The following is a 19,115-nucleotide window of genomic DNA, read 5'->3' as shown; positions in this document are numbered from 1 at the left end:
GGAAACTTGCCTTGAGATGAGTCTTCCCTGACCCTTTAAGGGTCCTAAAGGAACGTTTAAGACTAAGACGTTGATAGGTTGGGTGTGTAAGCATAGCGATATGTTGAGCTAACCAATACTAATGAACCGTGAGGCTTAACCTGACAACACCGAAGGTGTTTTAGAGATTGAGAGATGACGTAGATTCAATGAGCGTGAGAAGCCGAGAGGCGAGGGACATGGCAGCTTGTTCAAGATTGTAGTTCTGGTTTAGTGACGAAATGTGCTAAACGGGAACAAACCGAATTTGTCTGGCGGCAATAGCGCGGTGGTCCCACCTGACCCCATGCCGAACTCAGCAGTGAAACGCCGTAGCGCCGATGGTAGTGTGGGGTCTCCCCATGTGAGAGTAGGGAACTGCCAGACATTAAATTAGTGAGAAAGCCACCCATTGGGTGGCTTTTTTGCGTTTGGGGGGTAGGTGATGAGGCGTGGCAGTGTGGAGCAAAGAGTGAGGTGTTCAGTCTCAGGGCGACTCTGATTGTGAGGGCTCTGCCTAGGGTAATGAGGCATTGAGACCACTGCATATTTTATTATCCTGTAGGCTAACTTCTAACTTCTAACTTCTAACTTCTAACTTCTAACTTCTAACTTCTAACTTCTAACTTCTAACTTCTAACTTCTAACTTCTAACTTCTAACTGCTAACTGCTAACTGCTAACTGCTAACTGCTAACTGCTAACTGCTAACTGCTAACTGCTAACTGCTAATGTCTAGCTTCTAAATTAACAGTCTGATTAGCAGGGGAGTAGGCTCACTCCTCATTAGTACAGAGATATTTTTTTCCTGCCCATCTCGTTTTAACTTGTTTATTCCTTTATTCCTTATGAACTGAGCGGACTCTGTTTTTGTAACCCATCATCCTGATTTTTTATTCCTCAAGTTTTCGTCTGGCCGTGATTTGAGGCGGTGTTAATCCTCCCTCAACGGTGCAATAACATTGTTATGTTGAATAAGTGTGTGGAATTTAAAGTAGTAAGTAACAGCTCACCTATCGAGGTTGGTTTAATACATTGAGAAATAAAAATAAATCAATCAGCTAGGGGAGAGACTAAAGCTAGGAGTAGAGAGGTTTAGCATCAGCTCATCCGAAAAGTGTAATGATATTGGTGTGGTGAATAGGTGTGTCGGATCTAAAGTAGTGAGTAACAACTCACTGAGTTGGGGGGATCAAATGCAGTGTGAAGCTAGCGTGAGTTTGGCTGTAGAGTAAGGACTGAGCAAGGCATGAGGAAGTTGGGCATCAGTTCACTCTGAATGCACAGTGATATTGATGTGTTGAATGGGCATGTCGGATTTAAAGTAGTAAGTAACAACTCACTTATTGGGGGGAGTTTAATATGTTAAAAAACAAATTAAATCAATTGCCTAAGGTAGAGGCTAAGCTGGGAGTAGAGATGTTTGGCACTAGTTCATGCGGAAAGTTTAATGATATTGGTGTGGTGAATAGGTGCGTCGTATTTAAAGTAGTGAGTAACAACTCACTGAGTTGGGGGGGATCAAATGTAGTGTGAAGCTAGCGTGAGTTTGGCTGTAGAGTAAGGACTGAGCAAGGCATGAGGAAGTTGGGCATCTGTTCACTCTGAATGCACAGTGATATGGATGTGTTGAATGGGCATGTCGGATTTAAAGTAGTAAGTAACAACTCACTTATCGGGGTGAGTTTAATATGCTGAAAAATAAAATTAAATCAATTACCTACGGGAGGAGCTAAGCTGGGAGTAGAGAAGTTTGGTACTAGTTTATGCGGAAAGTGTAATGATATTGGTATGGTGAATAGGTGTGTGGTATTTAAAGTAGTGAGTAACAACTCATTTGTCGGGGTTAGTTTAATATGTTGAAAAACAAAATTAAATCAATTAGTTAGCGTAGGTCTAGGCTGGGGTAGAGAAGTTTGGTACTAGTTTATGCGGAAAGTATAATGATATTGGTGTGGTGAATAGGTGTGTCGGATCTAAAGTAGTGAGTAACAATTCACATTTCTAATGTAGTAACAGGAATGAGGAAAATTATTTGTCTTTACTGCTGATATGCCGCTAGCTTGCTTTATTGAGAGATAGATTATTTATAATTGATTAAAAATAATAATGACTAAATGAAACTACTTTACTTGTTTTTCCTTCTTTTGCCATAAAATATCTATCGGTTTAATGGTTTTTATGGTGTTAATTAGTTCATTAATAACGTCTGTTTTTTCATCAATAAACTCATAAATATCAATAGATAAAAATAAACTAATCAATTTTACTCATATAGAAAATTAATATTTCTTTAGCCAGTTTATGATGAAAAAAAACTCAATTGTTTATTTTTTTATATAAAAATTGTTAAATTGATGTTTCATTTACTTACATTTATACTATTTTAAAGCAGTTAATATCATTTCAAGTTATCACGTTATAGATGAAGTTTGCTTATAAATGAAATTATCAAAGGAAATAGTTAGCGTTCGGATACGAAAGATAATCGACTAAGCGTGCTGTATTTCTGGTTAACAATGTCTGTGTACCAAAGGTGGATCAGATGAATAAAACAAAAAGTGCGAATCAAAAAATTTTTGATCAGATCCTTTCTGTGAATAAGCAGAAAGAGAATGAATTTAACAATGGCCAAGATGGCGCCACGATCCTTTCCTTACTTGTGATGTTCTTTGTTCCATTTTTACTGCTAAATGTCGTAAGAAATGCTATTGGGATTGATTATAGTTTTGCTTCTGTTATTGGGATGCTGGCAATTAGTGGGATTATTACTATCGCACTGTTTAAGACATTAAAAATTAGCTCTCAATTTGCAGATAAACATATTGTTTTAGACCGATTGCTTTCTCGTTACACACCGAAAAATAAACAAGAATTCCAACAATTACAAGAGGAAAGAAAAACAAAATCTGCCGATTTTTATTCTCTTGTAGAAGATTGGGTTAATGTAGAAAAACAATACTATGCAAGATAGAACCGAATAACGATAATAAAAATATTCTTAAATATTATTAATATCCTTCTTTTCTCTACGCAGAAAGAAGGATTTTTTTTGTCTGACCTAAACCACCCACCTCCTTATGAGGCTGTCTTTTATAGATAAGTCCTTCACATTATCTGAGAAACTTTTTTGAACTAAATGCTTAGCTTACGATCAACTCTTCAACGGATTTAATTGGGGCTCCTGAGATGATGGAAAGTAATAATGAGCGGGCTAAAGAACAACGTGCACATACTAAACTTGGAGAACCAAAAAGACCGGTCAGGTTTGTAATAAATGGCCTCAAACTTGGCTCGGTATCCAAGTAAATCGGTAGTAAAATCGTTTAGCTCACTGGCCAGTATGGAGGGAGATAGGAACGTTAACATACCCGCAGAGAATATTAGTGAAGCCATTTTTAGTGCGACAGTAAAACTGGTCACTGCTATTCCTTTCTTCTCGCGATAGAAGATGCTACCAAGCTACAATCATCGTCCTACTCAAGCAGATTTAGGGTATGTGAACCAAGGTAATCATCATCGAGGTTTGCTTACTCATAGCCTTTTGTTGTTTGCTCCTAAAACACTTAATGTTATCAGGTTAATTGAACAATAAAGATGGTCGAAAGACCTGAGATATCCGTTGTAAGGGTTTAAAATGACCTTACAAAGAAAAAGAAGGTGATAAATGGGAAAGAGCATTATGTAATATCGCTGTTTATCTAGGCACCACGGTAGCTAATGTTATCGTGAAGCTGACGTCTAGAAAAAGAGGTAGATAAGTTTTACTCGAAAGATTGCTGATAGGGTTACACTATTAGCCTGCATCCTTATTGGAGCAATCACTGCGTGGTTTTAGTCTGACAATAACAAACGGCTCGATACACTGAACCGTTTGTTGTGGTAATAAAGTCAGATTTAGTGAGACTTACCTTGTTCAATACCCAAACCAATTTGTGAACGAATAAATTGCTCTTTAAAGCGTTCTCTTTCCATTTTCCCTTGTTCTGAATTGTCAGTAACAGAGAATAACCATGAGGCAACGAATGCAACAATCATGGAGAAGAAAGCAGGGTATTCATATGGATAGATTGGTTTTTCATGATGAAGAATGCTGACCCATATAGTTGGACCTAGGATCATTAAGACAACGGCGGTAATCAGCCCTAACCAGCCTCCTGCTAATGCACCGCGAGTCGTGAGTTTGCGCCAGTACATTGATAGTAAAATAATAGGGAAGTTACAGCTTGCAGCGATGGAGAATGCTAAGCCGACCATGAAAGCAATATTTTGTTTTTCAAACAAAATACCAAGGCCAATTGCAACAAAACCTAAGATGACAACCGTAATTTTTGAAACGCGTAATTCATCTTTTTCGTCAGCCTTACCATTTTTCATTGCCATCGCATAAAGGTCATGAGATACCGCAGAAGCGCCTGCGAGTGTCAATCCAGCAACAACCGCAAGGATGGTGGCGAAGGCAACCGCAGAAATAAAGCCAAGGAAGAAATTGCCCCCAACAGCATCAGCAAGGTGAACTGCAGCCATATTAGTTCCGCCAATGAGCGCCCCAGCAGCATCTTTAAATGCAGGATTTGAACTGACAAGCACAATAGCGCCGAAACCAATAATGAAAGTCAGTATATAGAAATAACCGATAAATCCTGTTGCATAGAACACACTCTTACGCGCTTCTTTGGCATCACTTACGGTAAAGAAACGCATAATAATATGAGGAAGACCGGCGGTACCAAACATTAATGCCAAGCCAAGCGATAAGGCGGATATCGGGTCAGATACTAGGCCTCCAGGGCTCATAATAGAAATGCCATTCTTATGGATTTCTACAGCCTCTTTAAATAATGTATTGAAATTAAAGCCTACATGTTTCATGACCATAACCGCCATGAATGTTGCACCAGCAAGTAAGAGAATGGCTTTGATGATTTGTACCCATGTAGTTGCTAGCATCCCACCAAATAATACGTACAACACCATGAGAATACCAACGATAACCACGGCTACATGATAATTTAAGCCAAATAATAATTCGATCAGTTTACCTGCCCCAACCATCTGGGCAATGAGATAGAGTGCTACAACGACAAGTGAGCCAACAGCAGACAAAATACGAATTGGTCTTTGTTTTAATCGGTAAGATGCTACGTCAGCAAAAGTGTAGCGACCTAAATTTCGTAAGCGCTCGGCAATTAAGAATAGAATGATCGGCCAGCCAATTAAAAAGCCAATCGAGTAAATTAAGCCATCATAGCCAGAAGTATAAACAAGAGCGGAGATCCCCAAGAAAGAAGCTGCAGACATAAAGTCCCCTGCAATTGCCATCCCATTTTGGAACCCTGTAATTTTCCCACCGGCAGTATAGTAATCGGAGCGAGAACGTGTTCTTTTTGATGCCCAGTAGGTGATATATAACGTGAAGCCAACAAAAAGTAAGAACATGATAATTGCTTGAATATTGATAGGCTGACGTTCCACATCCCCTGTCAATGCGTCTGCAAACACGATTGATGAGGTAAAAAAGAGAATGAGTGAGAGCAATATTTTCATTTTTCTACCTCTTTTAAGATTTCTGCCGTTAAACGGTCATATTCACCGTTGGCACGAATAACATATAGCCCAGTTAATACAAATGAAATGACGATTAGCCCTACACCGACAGGGATCCCCCTTGTGATGTAAGAGCCTTCAGAGATAGGTGTACCTAACCAGCTTGGATCAAAAGCGATAAGAAAAATAAAACCTACATACAACACGAGCGTTATTATCGATAACAACCATGAAAAGCGACTACGTTTCCTGACCAATTCCTTGAAGCGAGGGTTATCCTCTACCTTTTCGTAAGCAGTAGCATTCATCAGAGTTCTCCTCTGTTATACTCGTCATACTTCAAGTTGCAGTGTCGTTGGCGGTGTTCACTCGTACTAGTCACATATCTATATATGCTCTTAGTGACTCATTCACTTGCCTTCTAGTTGCACCTCAAATTATTTAGAGTAAATCGTCTTATTGGGATGTATGTAAGGCCACCCGGTAAAGGCGGCCCTTTTGGCGTTATGACATACTCATAGACTGTTTTTCTTCGAGTAGTTTTTCGACAACACCTGGATCTGCCAGAGTGGAGGTATCTCCAAAGTTACTGGTATCTCCTGATGCAATTTTTCGTAGGATACGACGCATGATTTTACCGGAACGGGTTTTTGGTAATGAATCCGTCCAGTGAAGAACATCCGGTGTTGCAATTGGACCAATTTCTTTACGAACCCAATTGCGAACTTCTGTGTATAGCTCTGGAGATGGCTCAACCCCTGATATTAATGTGACATAAGCATAAATTGCTTGGCCTTTAATATTGTGAGGAATACCAACTACTGCGGCTTCAGCCACTTTTGGATGTGCAACGAGGGCTGATTCTATCTCTGCGGTACCTAAACGGTGACCTGAGATATTCAATACATCGTCAACACGACCTGTGATCCAATAATAGCCATCTTCATCACGGCGAGCACCATCTCCACTAAAGTACATACCTTTAAAGGTTGAGAAATAAGTTTGCTCGAAACGCTCGTGATCGCCAAATAAAGTACGGGCTTGCCCCGGCCATGAATCGACAATCACTAAATTACCTTCTGTAGCCCCTTCGATAGGCTCACCAAGGTTATCAACTAATGCAGGTCGAACACCAAAGAAAGGTAAAGTTGCGGAACCGGGTTTCAATGTTGTTGCACCGGGAAGTGGTGTGATCATGAAGCCACCAGTTTCTGTCTGCCACCATGTATCAACCACAGGGCATCGGCTATTACCAATTTTTTTGTAGAACCATTCCCATGCTTCAGGATTAATGGGTTCCCCCACAGAGCCTAAGATGCGCAGAGAACTACGATCAGTGCCTTCAATGGCTTTATCACCTTCAGCCATTAACGCACGGATTGCAGTTGGTGCAGTGTAGAGGATATTGACTTGGTGTTTATCAACAACCTGACTCATTCTGTTTACTGATGGATAGTTAGGCACACCTTCAAACATTAAGGTTTTTGCCCCATTGGATAATGGCCCATATAACAAGTAACTATGGCCGGTAACCCAACCCACATCAGCAGTACACCAATAGACTTCACCTGGGTGATAGTCGAAAGTGTATTTAAACGTGAGCGTTGCATAAACTAAATAGCCCCCAGTGGTATGGAGGACACCTTTAGGTTTACCTGTAGAACCAGAGGTATACAGAATGAATAGGGGGTCTTCAGCACTGATTTCTTCAGGAGGACAGTCTGTACTGACACCTTTAACCACGTCATGCCACCATAAGTCACGTCCTTCAACCCAACTCGGTGGATTACCGGTACGCTGATAGACGATCACATTGGATACGGTGGTTACATGTGGGTTGGCTAGTGCATCATCCACATTTTTTTTCAGGGGGATTGCACGGCCTGCGCGTAGGCCTTCATCAGCAGTGATGATAAGCTTGGCTTTACAGTCAATGACACGACCAGAGACTGCCTCAGGAGAGAAACCCGCAAAAATGACTGTATGGATGGCACCAATACGAGCACAAGCTAGCATGGCTACAGCGGCTTCTACAACCATTGGCATATAGATAGCAACGACATCGCCTTTGCGGATACCTTGTTGCTTTAACACATTTGCAAACTGACAAACATCTTGATGCAATTCACGGTAAGTGACATTTTTTGACGATGATGGGTCATCGCCTTCCCAAATAATAGCTACTTGGTCGCCTTTTTCAGCCAGATGACGATCCAAACAGTTTGCACTTAAATTTAAAGTGCCATCTTCAAACCAACGGATATCGATATGTCCGGGGTCAAAAGACGTGTTCTTGACACGGGTGTACGGTTTAATCCAATCAACGATTTTTCCTTTTTCGCCCCAAAATCCTTCAGGGTCTTGAATCGAGCGTTGGTACTCATCGTTATACTGTTGTTCGTTTATCAGGGCATTTTTTGCAATTTCAGCAGGAACGGGATGTTTAGTTATTTGAGTCATATTATTATCTCCTTGCAGATGTTAATACTATGTCAAAAAATGGTTAACTAAAGCACGAAATATAAATTTGTTTTTCTTTTGCGCGGAAGATCACGTATTAATTGTAATGGGATTTGCAGAATTATCATTTGATGCTAAATATTAAATCAGTGTATTAACCTTAAAATATAGCAAATGTTAGAATTAAAGAAAAATAAAAGGCGGTGATATTGGTATTAGTTACTGTATAAGGGAGTTCTTGTAGCGAATGAGAAAACCCACATTTTTTTTATGGATTTGATAATGATTTTCATTAACAGTAAAATAACTATAATAGATAGTAATTCACAAGGTGCGAAGTTAAGCAAGTGCATACCCTATGAGCCTTGTGGTGAAAAATGAGAAACATAGCGGTATTTACGTCACTGGAGACAATAATATGAGTTATACATTACCTGCTTTACCTTATGCTTATGATGCGTTGGAACCACATTTTGACAAACAGACCATGGAAATCCACCACACTAAGCACCATCAAACCTATGTGACTAACACAAATACAGCGTTAGAAAAACTGCCAGAATTAGCAGGTTTGGACATCGATGTTCTGATTCAAAAATTAGATCAAATTCCAGCTGATCAGCGCACTTTTGTACGCAACAACGCTGGTGGTCACTCAAACCATAGTCTGTTCTGGAAAGGTTTGAAATTAGGTACTGAATTAAAAGGCGAACTGAAAGCGGCTATTGAACGCGATTTCGGTAGCGTTGATGCATTTAAAGAAGTATTTGAAAAAGCTGCTGCAACTCGTTTTGGTTCAGGTTGGGCATGGTTGGTTCTGAAAGATGACGGTAAATTAGCTGTTGTTTCTACAGCTAACCAAGATAGCCCATTGATGGGTGAAGCTATCTCAGGTACTTCAGGCTACCCTATCATTGGTTTAGATGTATGGGAACACGCTTATTACTTGAAATTCCAAAACCGCCGTCCTGATTATATTAAAGCGTTCTGGTCCGTTGTTAACTGGGACGAAGCTGCCGCACGTTTTGCAGCAAAAGCTAAATAATTAATTTTTTTATTAAATAGCGAGTGGGCGTAGCATCATAGGTGCTACGCCTTTTTATTTTCCGGTGTATTGGATTGTTATCTGTCTTGGCATTCTTTATGATGAGTCTCTATCGCTATTCAAATGGAGAATATCGTCAATGTCATGTTTACCCCAAGTTTTTATCGGTAAAGTCCAAGAGACTCAATCTTGTGGTCAAAGTGCGATCCATAAACAGGCTGCGGATGGTTTGCTGGCTTTAGGGCAATTAGGGCTAGAAGGGGATGAACAGGCAGAAAAACGTTTCCATGGTGGGCCAGATAGAGCCCTATGTCATTATCCACGTGAGCATTATCATTATTGGTTGAACGCTTACCCTGAGCTTGAGGATTTATTTGTTGCCTCTGCATTTGGGGAAAATATATCAACACAGGGTATGACCGAAGAAAACGTATTTATCGGGGATATTTTTGCATGGGGTAATGCGCGGATACAGGTCACGCAGCCTCGCTCTCCATGTTATAAGCTTAATGGGCTTACGGGGATCGAAAACTTTGCACAGTTGATGCAAGAGCGTGGTTGCTGTGGGTGGCTTTATCGGGTGATAAAAACAGGAAATGTCAGCGAAAACGAACCATTAACGCTATTAAGCCGTAATAGTGACGTTTCAGTACAAGAAGCGATTATGATTGCTTTTCATGCCCCCTATGATGAACAACTCTATCAGCGGTTGCTAAGTGCAGCAGGGTTATCCGCAAGCTGGAGTTTAACCATGCAAAATCGCTTAGAACACCACCAGATTGAAGAATTTAGCCACCGCTTGTTTGGAAAACGGGGCTAGGTTGCCGTATCTCAAAGTTAGACATGCCTAATTTTTAATTAGGCGTTTTTCTTTTTTTGGCGTTCCGTTAACTTTTTACTTTATTGTTTACTCAATTCACTACGTTTACTTTGTAGTTCGTTTTGTAATTGCGCTAATTCTGATTCAATTATAGGTATTGCCCTTTTTAAATGAGCTAGCTCTAATTTATAGATTGAAGGCATTTCATTATCGCTCAAGATACGCTGATTATTTGAGGTACTACCACGGATTAGCTTGTCATAATCGTTTTGTAATTTCTCTGTAAGCTGTGTTAATTGTGATTTTAACTGAGTTAATGCTTTAAATTTATTTGGGTTATGTTGATAACTTGAACTGAGTATATTATTTCTCGACTTTTCTATATCACTTTTTAATTTCGATAGGTTAGCCATTAGCCCTGAATATTCTTTATCATTTGGTCTCCAATACGGTTCTTTATATAAGTCATTAATAAATATATCAACTTTAGCTTTTATATTCTGGGTGTTTTCCTTAAGTTCAATAACTCTTTTTTGCTTTATCGTTTTATTTTTGGTCATTAGTTCAATGATATTGAGCGTATTGGCTCTTTGTGGCGCATTGCGTCTGAGCTCATGAATAGAGGCATCAGATAATTTATTAAATGCCATTGTGTATGCCTTATGGATACAGAGAGACTTGTTTTCAATAACGTTAGAGTGCTGAAGTGTTAAGGTTTTATTTAGTCTACTAACAGACTCTTGGATATTATAGTAATTGTTAACGGTAAGTTTTTCAGATGAATTGTAGATGTTCTTTAGGAGTTTTTTTATATCAGAATGGCTGATTTTTCCTTTTTTATCCGCTTGGTTAACAGCAGTTTCAAAAAAACACTCAAGTGATGAAGTTGATGGAGTCTGTGGTAATTCTGTACGCATGATATTCTCATTTTAACGGTAGAGGATAATTTTCATGTTTACATAAAATTATTAAAAAAGGCTTTCATTAATACCCCAAAATTATCTGTTTTTTATAATAGGGTCTTTGTTGGCTCGTACGATAAAGCTGAATATAGGTGTGAAAGAATAAATATCGAAGAGGACATTTTTTGAATTTTGAGTAAGATAACGATTTCAAACCTCCAAACACAAAGGTTGGTAAAAACGTATGCTGCAATATGATTTAAATGATCTCTATTACTATGTGAAAGTCGTTGAGCATGGTGGTTTTTCCCAAGCGGGTTTAGCTCTTGGGGTTCCTAAATCTAAGTTAAGCCGACGTATTGCAGATTTAGAGAAAAAGCTAAATGTTTCTTTAATTTATCGTTCAACTCGCCAATTTCATGTCACAGATGTAGGGCAGGTTTTTTATCAGCAATGTAAAAATGTGGTGGATGAAGCCGAAATTGCTCACGAATTGATTTGTTCTGTTCAGTCTCACCCGAAAGGTACGATAAAACTGTCTTGTCCTGTTGCATTGTTGCAAGTGTATCTTAATGAATTACTTGTTGATTTTATGGCGCAATACCCAGATATCGATATTCAGATATTGGCAGTTAATCGCCCTGTTGATGTGATCAGTGAAGGGCTGGATTTGGCAATTAGGGTGCGTTCTTTACCTCTTGATGACTCCGGTCTAATGATGAAAGTGCTGGGGTATTCTCGCAGGATATTGGTTGCAAGTCCGCAGTTATTTGTAGAACGAGGGGCACTCATTGAGCCTGAAAAGCTGGTGGATTACCCGATGTTAGCGAATACAGAGCACTCGCAAAACTATACGTTAACACTGAAAAATAGCGATGACCTGAGTTTTACACAGCATTTCACCCCTAAATTAGCCACAACTGATGTGTTAACGTTATACCGCGCGGCACTTAAAGGGATTGGCATTGCAAGGTTGCCTTATGGCGTGGTGGAAAAGGAAATTGCCTCAGGGGACTTGGTGGAGGTATTACCTGAATGGCGTTTCCCTGAAGATATTATTCATGCGGTTTATCCATCTCGCAAAGGGTTGTTACCATCAGTACAATTATTATTGAATTATTTAGCAGATAACATTTCACCGTCAGTAAAATAACCCCCCAATAGCCTAAGGTTATCGAGGGGTCATACATTATTTATTGTGTTTCAGGAATACGGCCAAATTTGCCGCTGTTGAAGTCATTTACAGCTTTATTAATTTCGTCCATGCTATTCATAACAAATGGGCCGTAACCAACAACCGGTTCGTCAATCGGGTCACCGCTTAGCAGTAATACTAAGGCATCTTCTGTTGCTTCTAGCACAATGTTGCTTTCTGTATTATCAAGGATCATCAGTTCACCTTCATTTAAGGCAGAACGCCCATCAACAAATATTGAACCGCGTAGCATGACTAACCCTACGTTACGACCTGATTTTGTCTGTATGCCAACAGTTTTTCCCTGATTGAGTTGTAAATCCCAAACATCTAACGGGGTATAGGTTTTGGCTGCCCCTTTGTGGCCTAAATAATCCCCTGCAATCACACGCAGTGTGCCTGCTTCGTTCGGCAGTGTGACTTTTGGCATAGTTTGGCTTTCCAATAACTGGTAGCCGGGTGCCGCTGATTTGTCTTTTGCAGGCAAATTGACCCACAGTTGCACCATATCAAGAGTGCCACCTTTTTTCATAAAGGCATCAGACTGATATTCTTGATGCAAAATACCCGATGCCGCAGTCATCCACTGAACATCGCCTGGACCTATCACACCGCCTTCACCAGTAGAATCATGATGAGCTACTTCCCCATCATACACTATCGTAACGGTTTCAAACCCACGATGAGGGTGCTCACCAACTCCTCGATTCTTTGCTTCTGAGCTGGGGAAATTGAAAGGACCTGCTCTATCGAGTAATAAGAATGGGTTGAGGTATTTCCCATGGTTATCGTAAGTAAACATTGAACGGACAGGAAAGCCGTCTCCTACCCAATGGCTACGAGGAGATTGATAGATACCAATAATTTTTTTCATGGTTTTGCTCCTAAACTGTTTTGATGACTGAATAATAAAGGAGCAAATCATTCGGCAGTAGGGGCAAAAATAGGTTTCATTGTTCCAATAAAAGAACAATCAAGGTTGAGGTTATTATCCTATTTATAGAACAGAGTTTATCAAAATCCAGACTACTCAGCTTAAAACTGATGAATTAATCTAAATAACACGAAAACGGAGCGGTTATCGTTCTATTTTTGATTCTAAATAAATTTCTGACTTCATCGATTGAGAGGTTTTATCATGAGTATTCCAGCAAACTTTAATGGCCAGCGCCCTGTTATTAACCCAAACGATGCTGTGATGTTATTAATTGATCACCAAAGTGGGCTTTTCCAAACTGTAGGTGATATGCCAATGACTGAATTGCGTGCTCGCGCATCTGTACTGGCTAAAATGGCTTCACTGGCAAAAATCCCAGTGATCACTACGGCTTCTGTACCTCAAGGCCCCAATGGTCCGTTGATCCCAGAAATTCACCAAAATGCACCACATGCACAATATATTGCACGTCGTGGCGAAATTAATGCATGGGATAACCCTGAGTTTGTGGCAGCGGTAAAAGCGACAGGCAAAAAACAACTGATTATTGCAGGTACCATTACTAGTGTTTGTATGGCTTTCCCTGCGATTAGTGCGGTGATGGATGGTTACCAAGTATTTGTTGTTATCGATGCATCAGGTACTTATAGCAAGATGGCACAAGAAATTACCTTGGCTCGTGTGGTTCAAGCAGGGGTTGTCCCTATGGATACAGCCGCGGTTGCTTCTGAGTTACAAGGCACTTGGAACCGTGAAGACGCTGCTGAATGGGCAATGGCCTACACGCAAATTTTCCCTGCTTATCAATTATTAATTGAAAGCTACAGCAAAGCGCAAGATGTTCTGAAAAATAATGAGCAATTAGATTCTGAACGTTAATTCGCGATAACCCCCACATTTAACTTACGAAATTAATTCAGGCAGCTTAATGACTGATAAAGCTGCCTATTTGTAATTGAATTTTAAGGAAATATGATGAAAAAGCTTACATTACCTTTGCTGGTTTCTTTGTTTGCGCTTGGTACAGCACAGGCCGCAGACTATAAATTAGATGCAACTCATACTAAAGCCGTGTTTTATATTGACCACTTTAATACTTCTACCAATAGTGGCGGTTTTCACAATATCACTGGAGATATGAGTTATTCTCCGGAAAAACAAACTGGTAGCGTCAGTGTAAAAATTCCAGCGGAGACCTTAAATACTGGGTTATCAGCATTTGATAATCATATTAAAAGTGAAGATATGTTAGATGTTGCAAAATATCCGACCATTGAGTTCAAATCGACTAAATGGAATTTTGCAGACAACAAACCTGTTTCTATTGATGGTGTGTTGACTATGAAAGGCCAATCACATCCAGTTCAGTTAAAAACTACCAAATTCGGTTGCTATTTCAGTCCAATTTTTAATGCTGATGTGTGTGGTGGTGATTTCGAAACCACTATTGACCGTACGCAATGGGGGGTTGATTTCCTAGTGAAGGATGGCATGGCCAAAAATGTCACTATCCAAATTCAAGCCGAGGCTATTAAACAGTAATTGATGGGGAGTTAAAGATTTATTATGTTGAGTTTTACACGAAAAAATACGTTTGTGACATCGACATTATTTGCTGTTGCACTGACTCTTGGTACCGCACAGGCGGCAGAATATAAAGCTAGCGATAAAGAAGGCCCAATTAAAATTGTGAACTTGGATGAATTAGAAAGCCAAGTTGCCAAAAGTATGGATAAAGGTGCTTTTGGTTATATTCGTGGTGGTGCTGAAGATGAATTGAATCTGAAGAAAAATACGCAACATTTTGATAATAAATATATTATACCAAGAGTGATGCAGGGAATTGAAATTTCAGATATCGACCTTTCAACTGATTTTTTAGGAATTAAACTAAAAACCCCTATTATTCAAGCGCCGATGGCGGCCCAAGGATTAGCACATAAAGACGGGGAAATTGCGACAGCAAAAGGTATGGCTAAAGCGGGTTCTATTTTCTCGTTAAGTACCTATGGTAATAAAACAATTGAAGAAGTTGCTGAAGTTTCAGGGGAAAACCCGTTCTTTTTCCAGCTTTATATGAGTAAAAATAATGCTTTTAACGAATTTACGTTGAAGAGAGCCAAAGAAAGTGGTGCTAAAGCGATTATTTTAACCGTTGACTCTCCAGTTGGTGGGTATCGTGAAGATGATATTCGTAATAACTTCCAGTTCCCGCTAGGCTTTGCCAACTTAGAGCTATTTGCTAAGCAAAATAGTGATGGTTCAAAAACAGGTAAAGGTGCAGGGATCAGTGAAATTTATGCGCAAGCAAAACAAGCCTTTACACCAGCAGATATTCAATACGTGAAAAAGTTATCAGGATTGCCAGTAATAGTTAAAGGTATTCAATCGCCCGAAGATGCTGATGTTGTGATCAAAGCAGGTGCTGATGCGATTTGGGTCTCTAATCATGGTGGTCGCCAGTTAGACAGTGGTCCCGCGTCTTTTGATGTATTGCCGTCAATTGCTAAGGTCGTTAATAAACGTGTTCCAATTGTATTTGACAGTGGTGTGCGTCGCGGTTCACACGTATTTAAAGCCTTAGCAAGTGGGGCAGATGTTGTGGCTGTAGGCCGTCCTATTTTATATGGCTTAAATTTAGGTGGTGCTGAAGGCGTAAACTCGGTGATCCAGCAACTGAATAAAGAACTTTCTATCAATATGATGCTAGGCGGGGCCAAAAATATTGAAGGAGTTAAAGCGACGAAGTTGTATACCGACAAAGATTTTCAATAATTAAAGTCAAACTCATTGGTTAATAAAAAACGGGAAAATTTTCCCGTTTTTTTATTCATTAATAAACCAATATCTAAGCTGTAAACCCACCATCGATATTTAAATTTGCTCCCGTTATATAAGCAGCAGCTGGGCTAGCTAGGTACAATACAAAATCAGCAATCTCATCAGCGCTAGCATAGCGTTTTAAAGCCATTATTTGTTTTAGACTATCTGCGAACTCGCTTTGTTCTGGATTCATATCAGTGTTTACAGGACCTGGCTGAACATTGTTGACAGTGATCCCTCTAGCAGCTACATCTCGAGCCATACCTTTTGTTAAGCCAATAATAGCTGATTTACTCATTGCGTAGGCAGCTCCACCTTCGAATGGAACCCGTTCCGAGTTAACACTACCAATGTGAATTATTCGTCCATTATTATTCATAACAGTTAGGGCTGATTGGCTAGCAATAAATAAGCTGCGTACATTTAGGGAATAGGAGCGATCAAATGATTCTAGAGGGAGAGTTTCTACTGAGCCAAATTCAAGAATACCAAGACTGTTAATTAAGATATCAATAGAACCAAATTTATCAAATGATTGTTTGATTGCAGCTGTAATTTCATATTCATTTGCACTATTGGCTTTTATTGCCATGACTGTACCGGAATACTGGGCTGTTTCAGTGATCAACAATTTTGCATTTTTATCTGATGAGGCGTAGGTGAAAGCAACATTTGCACCTTCTTTGGCTAGTTTTTTTACTATAGCAGCGCCAATACCACGTGATCCGCCTTGGACAATAGCATGTTTATTTTTGAATAACATAGAATGACCTTATTAGTTAAATAATTTAAAAATCACTAAATAAGGTATTTAATAGATAAAAGAGGATAGACTCCAGATAGAAAAGTAGAAGGAGTTTGTGAAAATAGTTGGCTATGTGTTAATGAAAGAAAGCGCTCACCCATTGATGAGTAAGCGCTTTTTATTTGATTAGCGTTATGGGCGTTTTACAAAACCAATAGCTTCATACACTTTATCTAAAGTTTGTTGTGCACGAGCAGACGCTTTAGTCGCTCCTTCATCCATGATTTGATTCAGAAGCGCTTCATTATCGCGGAATTCATGATAACGAGTCTGTAAGTCAGTTAACATGCCAGAGACGGATTCTGCAACAGCACCTTTAAGGTGACCGTACATTTGGCCTTCAAACTCAGCTTCTAGCTCTGCAATTTTTTTACCAGTGACACCTGACATAATATCTAACAGGTTAGAAACGCCAGGTTTGTTTTCTAAATCATAACGAATGCGTGGTGGCTCTTCTGAGTCCGTCATGGCCCGTTTGATTTTCTTCACAACCGATTTTGGGTCTTCGAGTAGAGCAATGACGTTATTGCGGTTGTCATCAGACTTAGACATTTTCTTGGTTGGGTCTTGCAGTGCCATAATTCGTGCACCGCCACCTGTAGGGATGAAAGGATCAGGAACAGTAAATATATCACCATAAATTGCATTGAAGCGTTGGGCTATGTCACGGCTTAGTTCAAGATGCTGTTTTTGGTCAATCCCAACAGGAACCTGATTAGTTTGATAAAGCAAGATATCAGCAACCATCAAAACGGGGTAGTCAAACAGGCCTGCGTTGATATTTTCTGCGTGACGCGCTGATTTATCTTTAAATTGGGTCATACGGCTTAATTCGCCGAAATAGGTATAGCAGTTTAATGCCCAACTTAATTGTGCATGCTGTGGGACATGAGACTGTACAAAAATGGTGCTTTTTTTCGGGTCAATCCCACAGGCTAAATAGAGCGCAAGTGTATCGAGGGTTCTTTTACGCAGTTCGACAGGGTCTTGGCGAACAGTGATAGCATGTTGGTCAACGATACAGTAAATGCAGTCATAGTCGTCTTGCATTTGTACCCACTGACGTAATGCACCCATATAGTTACCGATGGTTAATTCACCGGAAGGCTGTGCGCCGCTGAATACGATAGGTTTTTGGGGTTGCTGTAAATTTTCAGTGGGAGTGCTCATGTTTGTTATGTCCTTGCTTATTTTATTTCAGATAAACCAATTGTGGGTAACAAGCCTGCAAAGTGTGTCAAGACACAGTCAGGTTCGCTCAAAGCAATAGATTCACCGTAGTTATAGCCGTATGTCAGCCCGACACTCGGGCATCCTGCGCTTTGTGCTGCAATAATATCATTACGGGAATCGCCGACAAAAAGCAATTCTTCTTTACGTAAACCGAATGTGCCCATTGTTAAGTAAAGGGGAGCAGGGTGCGGTTTTAGGGCTTTTACATCGTCACTACCCAATACAAGAGAAAAATAGCTATCAATGCCTAATTTTTTTAGTAGTGGAGCAATAAACGGCGTAGCTTTATTTGTGACGATCCCCATCGGTATGTTGTGTTTTGCTAATTGTTCTAAGGTTTCTTTTACTTCAGGGAATAGCTGACTACCTGTTGTGACAGAAACTGCATAGAATTTATCAAAACTGGCTCGAGCTTTTTTTTGTAATTCAGCTGTGATGTCGGCTCCTGCCCAAGAAAGCGCGCGTTCAACGAGAACATCAACCCCGTTACCTACCCAAATAGAGACGCGCTCTTTACCTGCTGGAGGAAAACCAAACTCTTTGAGCATATTATCGATGGCTTCAGCTAAGCCACCGGCACTGTCAACGAGAGTACCATCTAAATCAAAGGCAATCGCTTTAATATCTTCTAATACAACTTGAGTCATTGAGATACCTTTTGTAGTTCGTTACGCATCGCATCGATGACTGTTTTATAGTCTGGTTGATCGAAGATGGCTGAGCCTGCAACAAAGGTATCCGCTCCAGCCGCCGCGATTTCTGCAATATTGTTCACTTTCACACCGCCATCGACTTCCAAACGAATATCATAGCCACTTTCATCAATAAGTTTGCGGACTTGGCGCAATTTATTGAGGGTTTGTGGGATAAAGGATTGACCACCAAAGCCTGGATTAACTGACATCAGTAAAATCATATCCACTTTATCCATTACATAATCAAGGTAACTCAGTGGTGTTGCTGGGTTAAATACCAACCCCGCGGTACAGCCATGTTCTCTGATGAGTTGTAATGAACGATCAACATGTTCACTGGCTTCAGGATGGAAGCTTATATGAGTTGCACCTGCTTTGGCGAAGTCAGGGATAATCCTATCAACAGGTTTTACCATGAGGTGGACATCAATCGGCGCAGTAATACCGTAGTCACGCAGGGCTTTACAAATTGGAGCACCAAAAGTTAGGTTAGGAACATAATGATTATCCATTACGTCAAAATGCACGATATCAGCGCCAGCTGCAAGAACATTGGCGGTATCTTCGCCTAAACGAGCAAAGTCAGCAGATAAAATAGATGGGGCAATGAGAAAGTTTTTCATTATCGTCTCCGAT

At 40.1% G+C, this 19,115-nt stretch carries 16 protein-coding genes, 2 rRNA genes and 1 pseudogene; 10 read left to right on the top strand and 9 right to left on the bottom strand.

Features of this window, described 5'->3' with window-relative positions:
• The 4 genes and pseudogenes from ACIPUA_RS22190 to ACIPUA_RS22175 form a co-directional block, all read left to right on the top strand.
• Window positions 1-143 (top strand): 23S ribosomal RNA (locus ACIPUA_RS22190); the annotation flags it as partial.
• Window positions 144-289: 146 nt separating this feature from the next.
• Window positions 290-405: ribosomal RNA gene (rrf, locus tag ACIPUA_RS22185) — 5S ribosomal RNA — on the top strand.
• A 2,157-nt stretch (window positions 406-2,562) separates the two neighbouring features.
• Window positions 2,563-2,991, top strand: a complete 429-nt coding sequence (locus ACIPUA_RS22180) for a hypothetical protein (RefSeq protein WP_042848646.1) — start codon at window positions 2,563-2,565, stop codon at window positions 2,989-2,991.
• 215 nt (window positions 2,992-3,206) lie between these two features.
• Window positions 3,207-3,745: pseudogene (locus tag ACIPUA_RS22175) on the top strand (IS4 family transposase); the annotation flags it as partial.
• A gap of 169 nt (window positions 3,746-3,914) precedes the next feature.
• Here the strand turns inward: ACIPUA_RS22175 and actP are convergent.
• The 3 genes from actP to acs form a co-directional block, all read right to left on the bottom strand.
• Window positions 3,915-5,564, bottom strand: a complete 1,650-nt coding sequence (gene actP, locus ACIPUA_RS22170; protein WP_048605606.1) for a cation/acetate symporter ActP — start codon at window positions 5,562-5,564, stop codon at window positions 3,915-3,917.
• Window positions 5,561-5,872: a DUF485 domain-containing protein gene (locus tag ACIPUA_RS22165; RefSeq protein WP_004906633.1), complete on the bottom strand. Its 312-nt coding sequence runs from the start codon at window positions 5,870-5,872 to the stop codon at window positions 5,561-5,563. Before ACIPUA_RS22165 ends, actP begins: the two co-directional genes overlap by 4 nt.
• 196 nt (window positions 5,873-6,068) lie before the next feature.
• Complete coding sequence (gene acs / locus ACIPUA_RS22160; RefSeq protein ID WP_042848644.1) at window positions 6,069-8,024, bottom strand: acetate--CoA ligase; 1,956 nt, start codon at window positions 8,022-8,024, stop codon at window positions 6,069-6,071.
• Between the two features lie 418 nt (window positions 8,025-8,442).
• Here acs and sodA point away from each other — a divergent pair, with 418 nt between their 5' ends.
• Both sodA and yiiM read left to right on the top strand, forming a co-directional pair.
• On the top strand, window positions 8,443-9,069 hold the full coding sequence (gene sodA, locus ACIPUA_RS22155; RefSeq protein WP_048605623.1) for a superoxide dismutase [Mn]: 627 nt from the start codon (window positions 8,443-8,445) through the stop codon (window positions 9,067-9,069).
• A gap of 139 nt (window positions 9,070-9,208) precedes the next feature.
• Window positions 9,209-9,889: a 6-hydroxyaminopurine reductase gene (gene yiiM, locus ACIPUA_RS22150; RefSeq protein WP_042848643.1), complete on the top strand. Its 681-nt coding sequence runs from the start codon at window positions 9,209-9,211 to the stop codon at window positions 9,887-9,889.
• A gap of 80 nt (window positions 9,890-9,969) precedes the next feature.
• Here yiiM and ACIPUA_RS22145 read toward each other — a convergent pair whose 3' ends face one another.
• A complete protein-coding gene (locus tag ACIPUA_RS22145) occupies window positions 9,970-10,806 on the bottom strand; it encodes a hypothetical protein (protein ID WP_449060148.1) in 837 nt (278 codons plus the stop codon).
• 232 nt (window positions 10,807-11,038) lie between these two features.
• Here ACIPUA_RS22145 and ACIPUA_RS22140 point away from each other — a divergent pair, with 232 nt between their 5' ends.
• Window positions 11,039-11,944 (top strand): LysR substrate-binding domain-containing protein, encoded by a 906-nt coding sequence (locus ACIPUA_RS22140; RefSeq protein WP_042848667.1) that lies wholly within the window; start codon window positions 11,039-11,041, stop codon window positions 11,942-11,944.
• A gap of 40 nt (window positions 11,945-11,984) precedes the next feature.
• On the opposite strand, the gene ACIPUA_RS22135 is transcribed toward ACIPUA_RS22140, so the two are convergent.
• Window positions 11,985-12,860 (bottom strand): pirin family protein, encoded by an 876-nt coding sequence (locus ACIPUA_RS22135; protein ID WP_042848640.1) that lies wholly within the window; start codon window positions 12,858-12,860, stop codon window positions 11,985-11,987.
• 264 nt (window positions 12,861-13,124) lie between these two features.
• Here ACIPUA_RS22135 and ACIPUA_RS22130 point away from each other — a divergent pair, with 264 nt between their 5' ends.
• The 3 genes from ACIPUA_RS22130 (at window position 13,125) to ACIPUA_RS22120 (ending at window position 15,698) form a co-directional block, all read left to right on the top strand.
• A complete protein-coding gene (locus ACIPUA_RS22130) occupies window positions 13,125-13,802 on the top strand; it encodes a hydrolase (RefSeq protein WP_042848639.1) in 678 nt (225 codons plus the stop codon).
• A gap of 96 nt (window positions 13,803-13,898) precedes the next feature.
• A complete protein-coding gene (locus ACIPUA_RS22125) occupies window positions 13,899-14,465 on the top strand; it encodes a YceI family protein (protein ID WP_042848638.1) in 567 nt (188 codons plus the stop codon).
• 24 nt (window positions 14,466-14,489) lie between these two features.
• Entirely contained in the window at window positions 14,490-15,698 is a 1,209-nt protein-coding gene (locus tag ACIPUA_RS22120; RefSeq protein ID WP_042848637.1) for a lactate oxidase, read from the top strand.
• Window positions 15,699-15,771: 73 nt separating this feature from the next.
• On the opposite strand, the gene ACIPUA_RS22115 is transcribed toward ACIPUA_RS22120, so the two are convergent.
• From ACIPUA_RS22115 to rpe, 4 genes are all read right to left on the bottom strand, one after another.
• Complete coding sequence (locus ACIPUA_RS22115; RefSeq protein WP_042848636.1) at window positions 15,772-16,509, bottom strand: 3-oxoacyl-ACP reductase family protein; 738 nt, start codon at window positions 16,507-16,509, stop codon at window positions 15,772-15,774.
• Window positions 16,510-16,683: 174 nt separating this feature from the next.
• The gene (gene trpS, locus ACIPUA_RS22110; RefSeq protein ID WP_042848635.1) at window positions 16,684-17,721 is read right to left on the bottom strand and encodes a tryptophan--tRNA ligase; all 1,038 of its coding nucleotides are present in this window, start codon (window positions 17,719-17,721) and stop codon (window positions 16,684-16,686) included.
• 17 nt (window positions 17,722-17,738) lie between these two features.
• A complete protein-coding gene (locus tag ACIPUA_RS22105) occupies window positions 17,739-18,431 on the bottom strand; it encodes a phosphoglycolate phosphatase (protein ID WP_042848634.1) in 693 nt (230 codons plus the stop codon).
• On the bottom strand, window positions 18,428-19,102 hold the full coding sequence (rpe, locus tag ACIPUA_RS22100; RefSeq protein WP_004263207.1) for a ribulose-phosphate 3-epimerase: 675 nt from the start codon (window positions 19,100-19,102) through the stop codon (window positions 18,428-18,430). Before rpe ends, ACIPUA_RS22105 begins: the two co-directional genes overlap by 4 nt.
• Between the last annotated feature and the right edge of the window lie 13 nt (window positions 19,103-19,115).

This window comes from Providencia sp. AGC89, from assembly GCF_053543535.1.
This window is presented reverse-complemented; position numbering and strand designations above follow the sequence as displayed.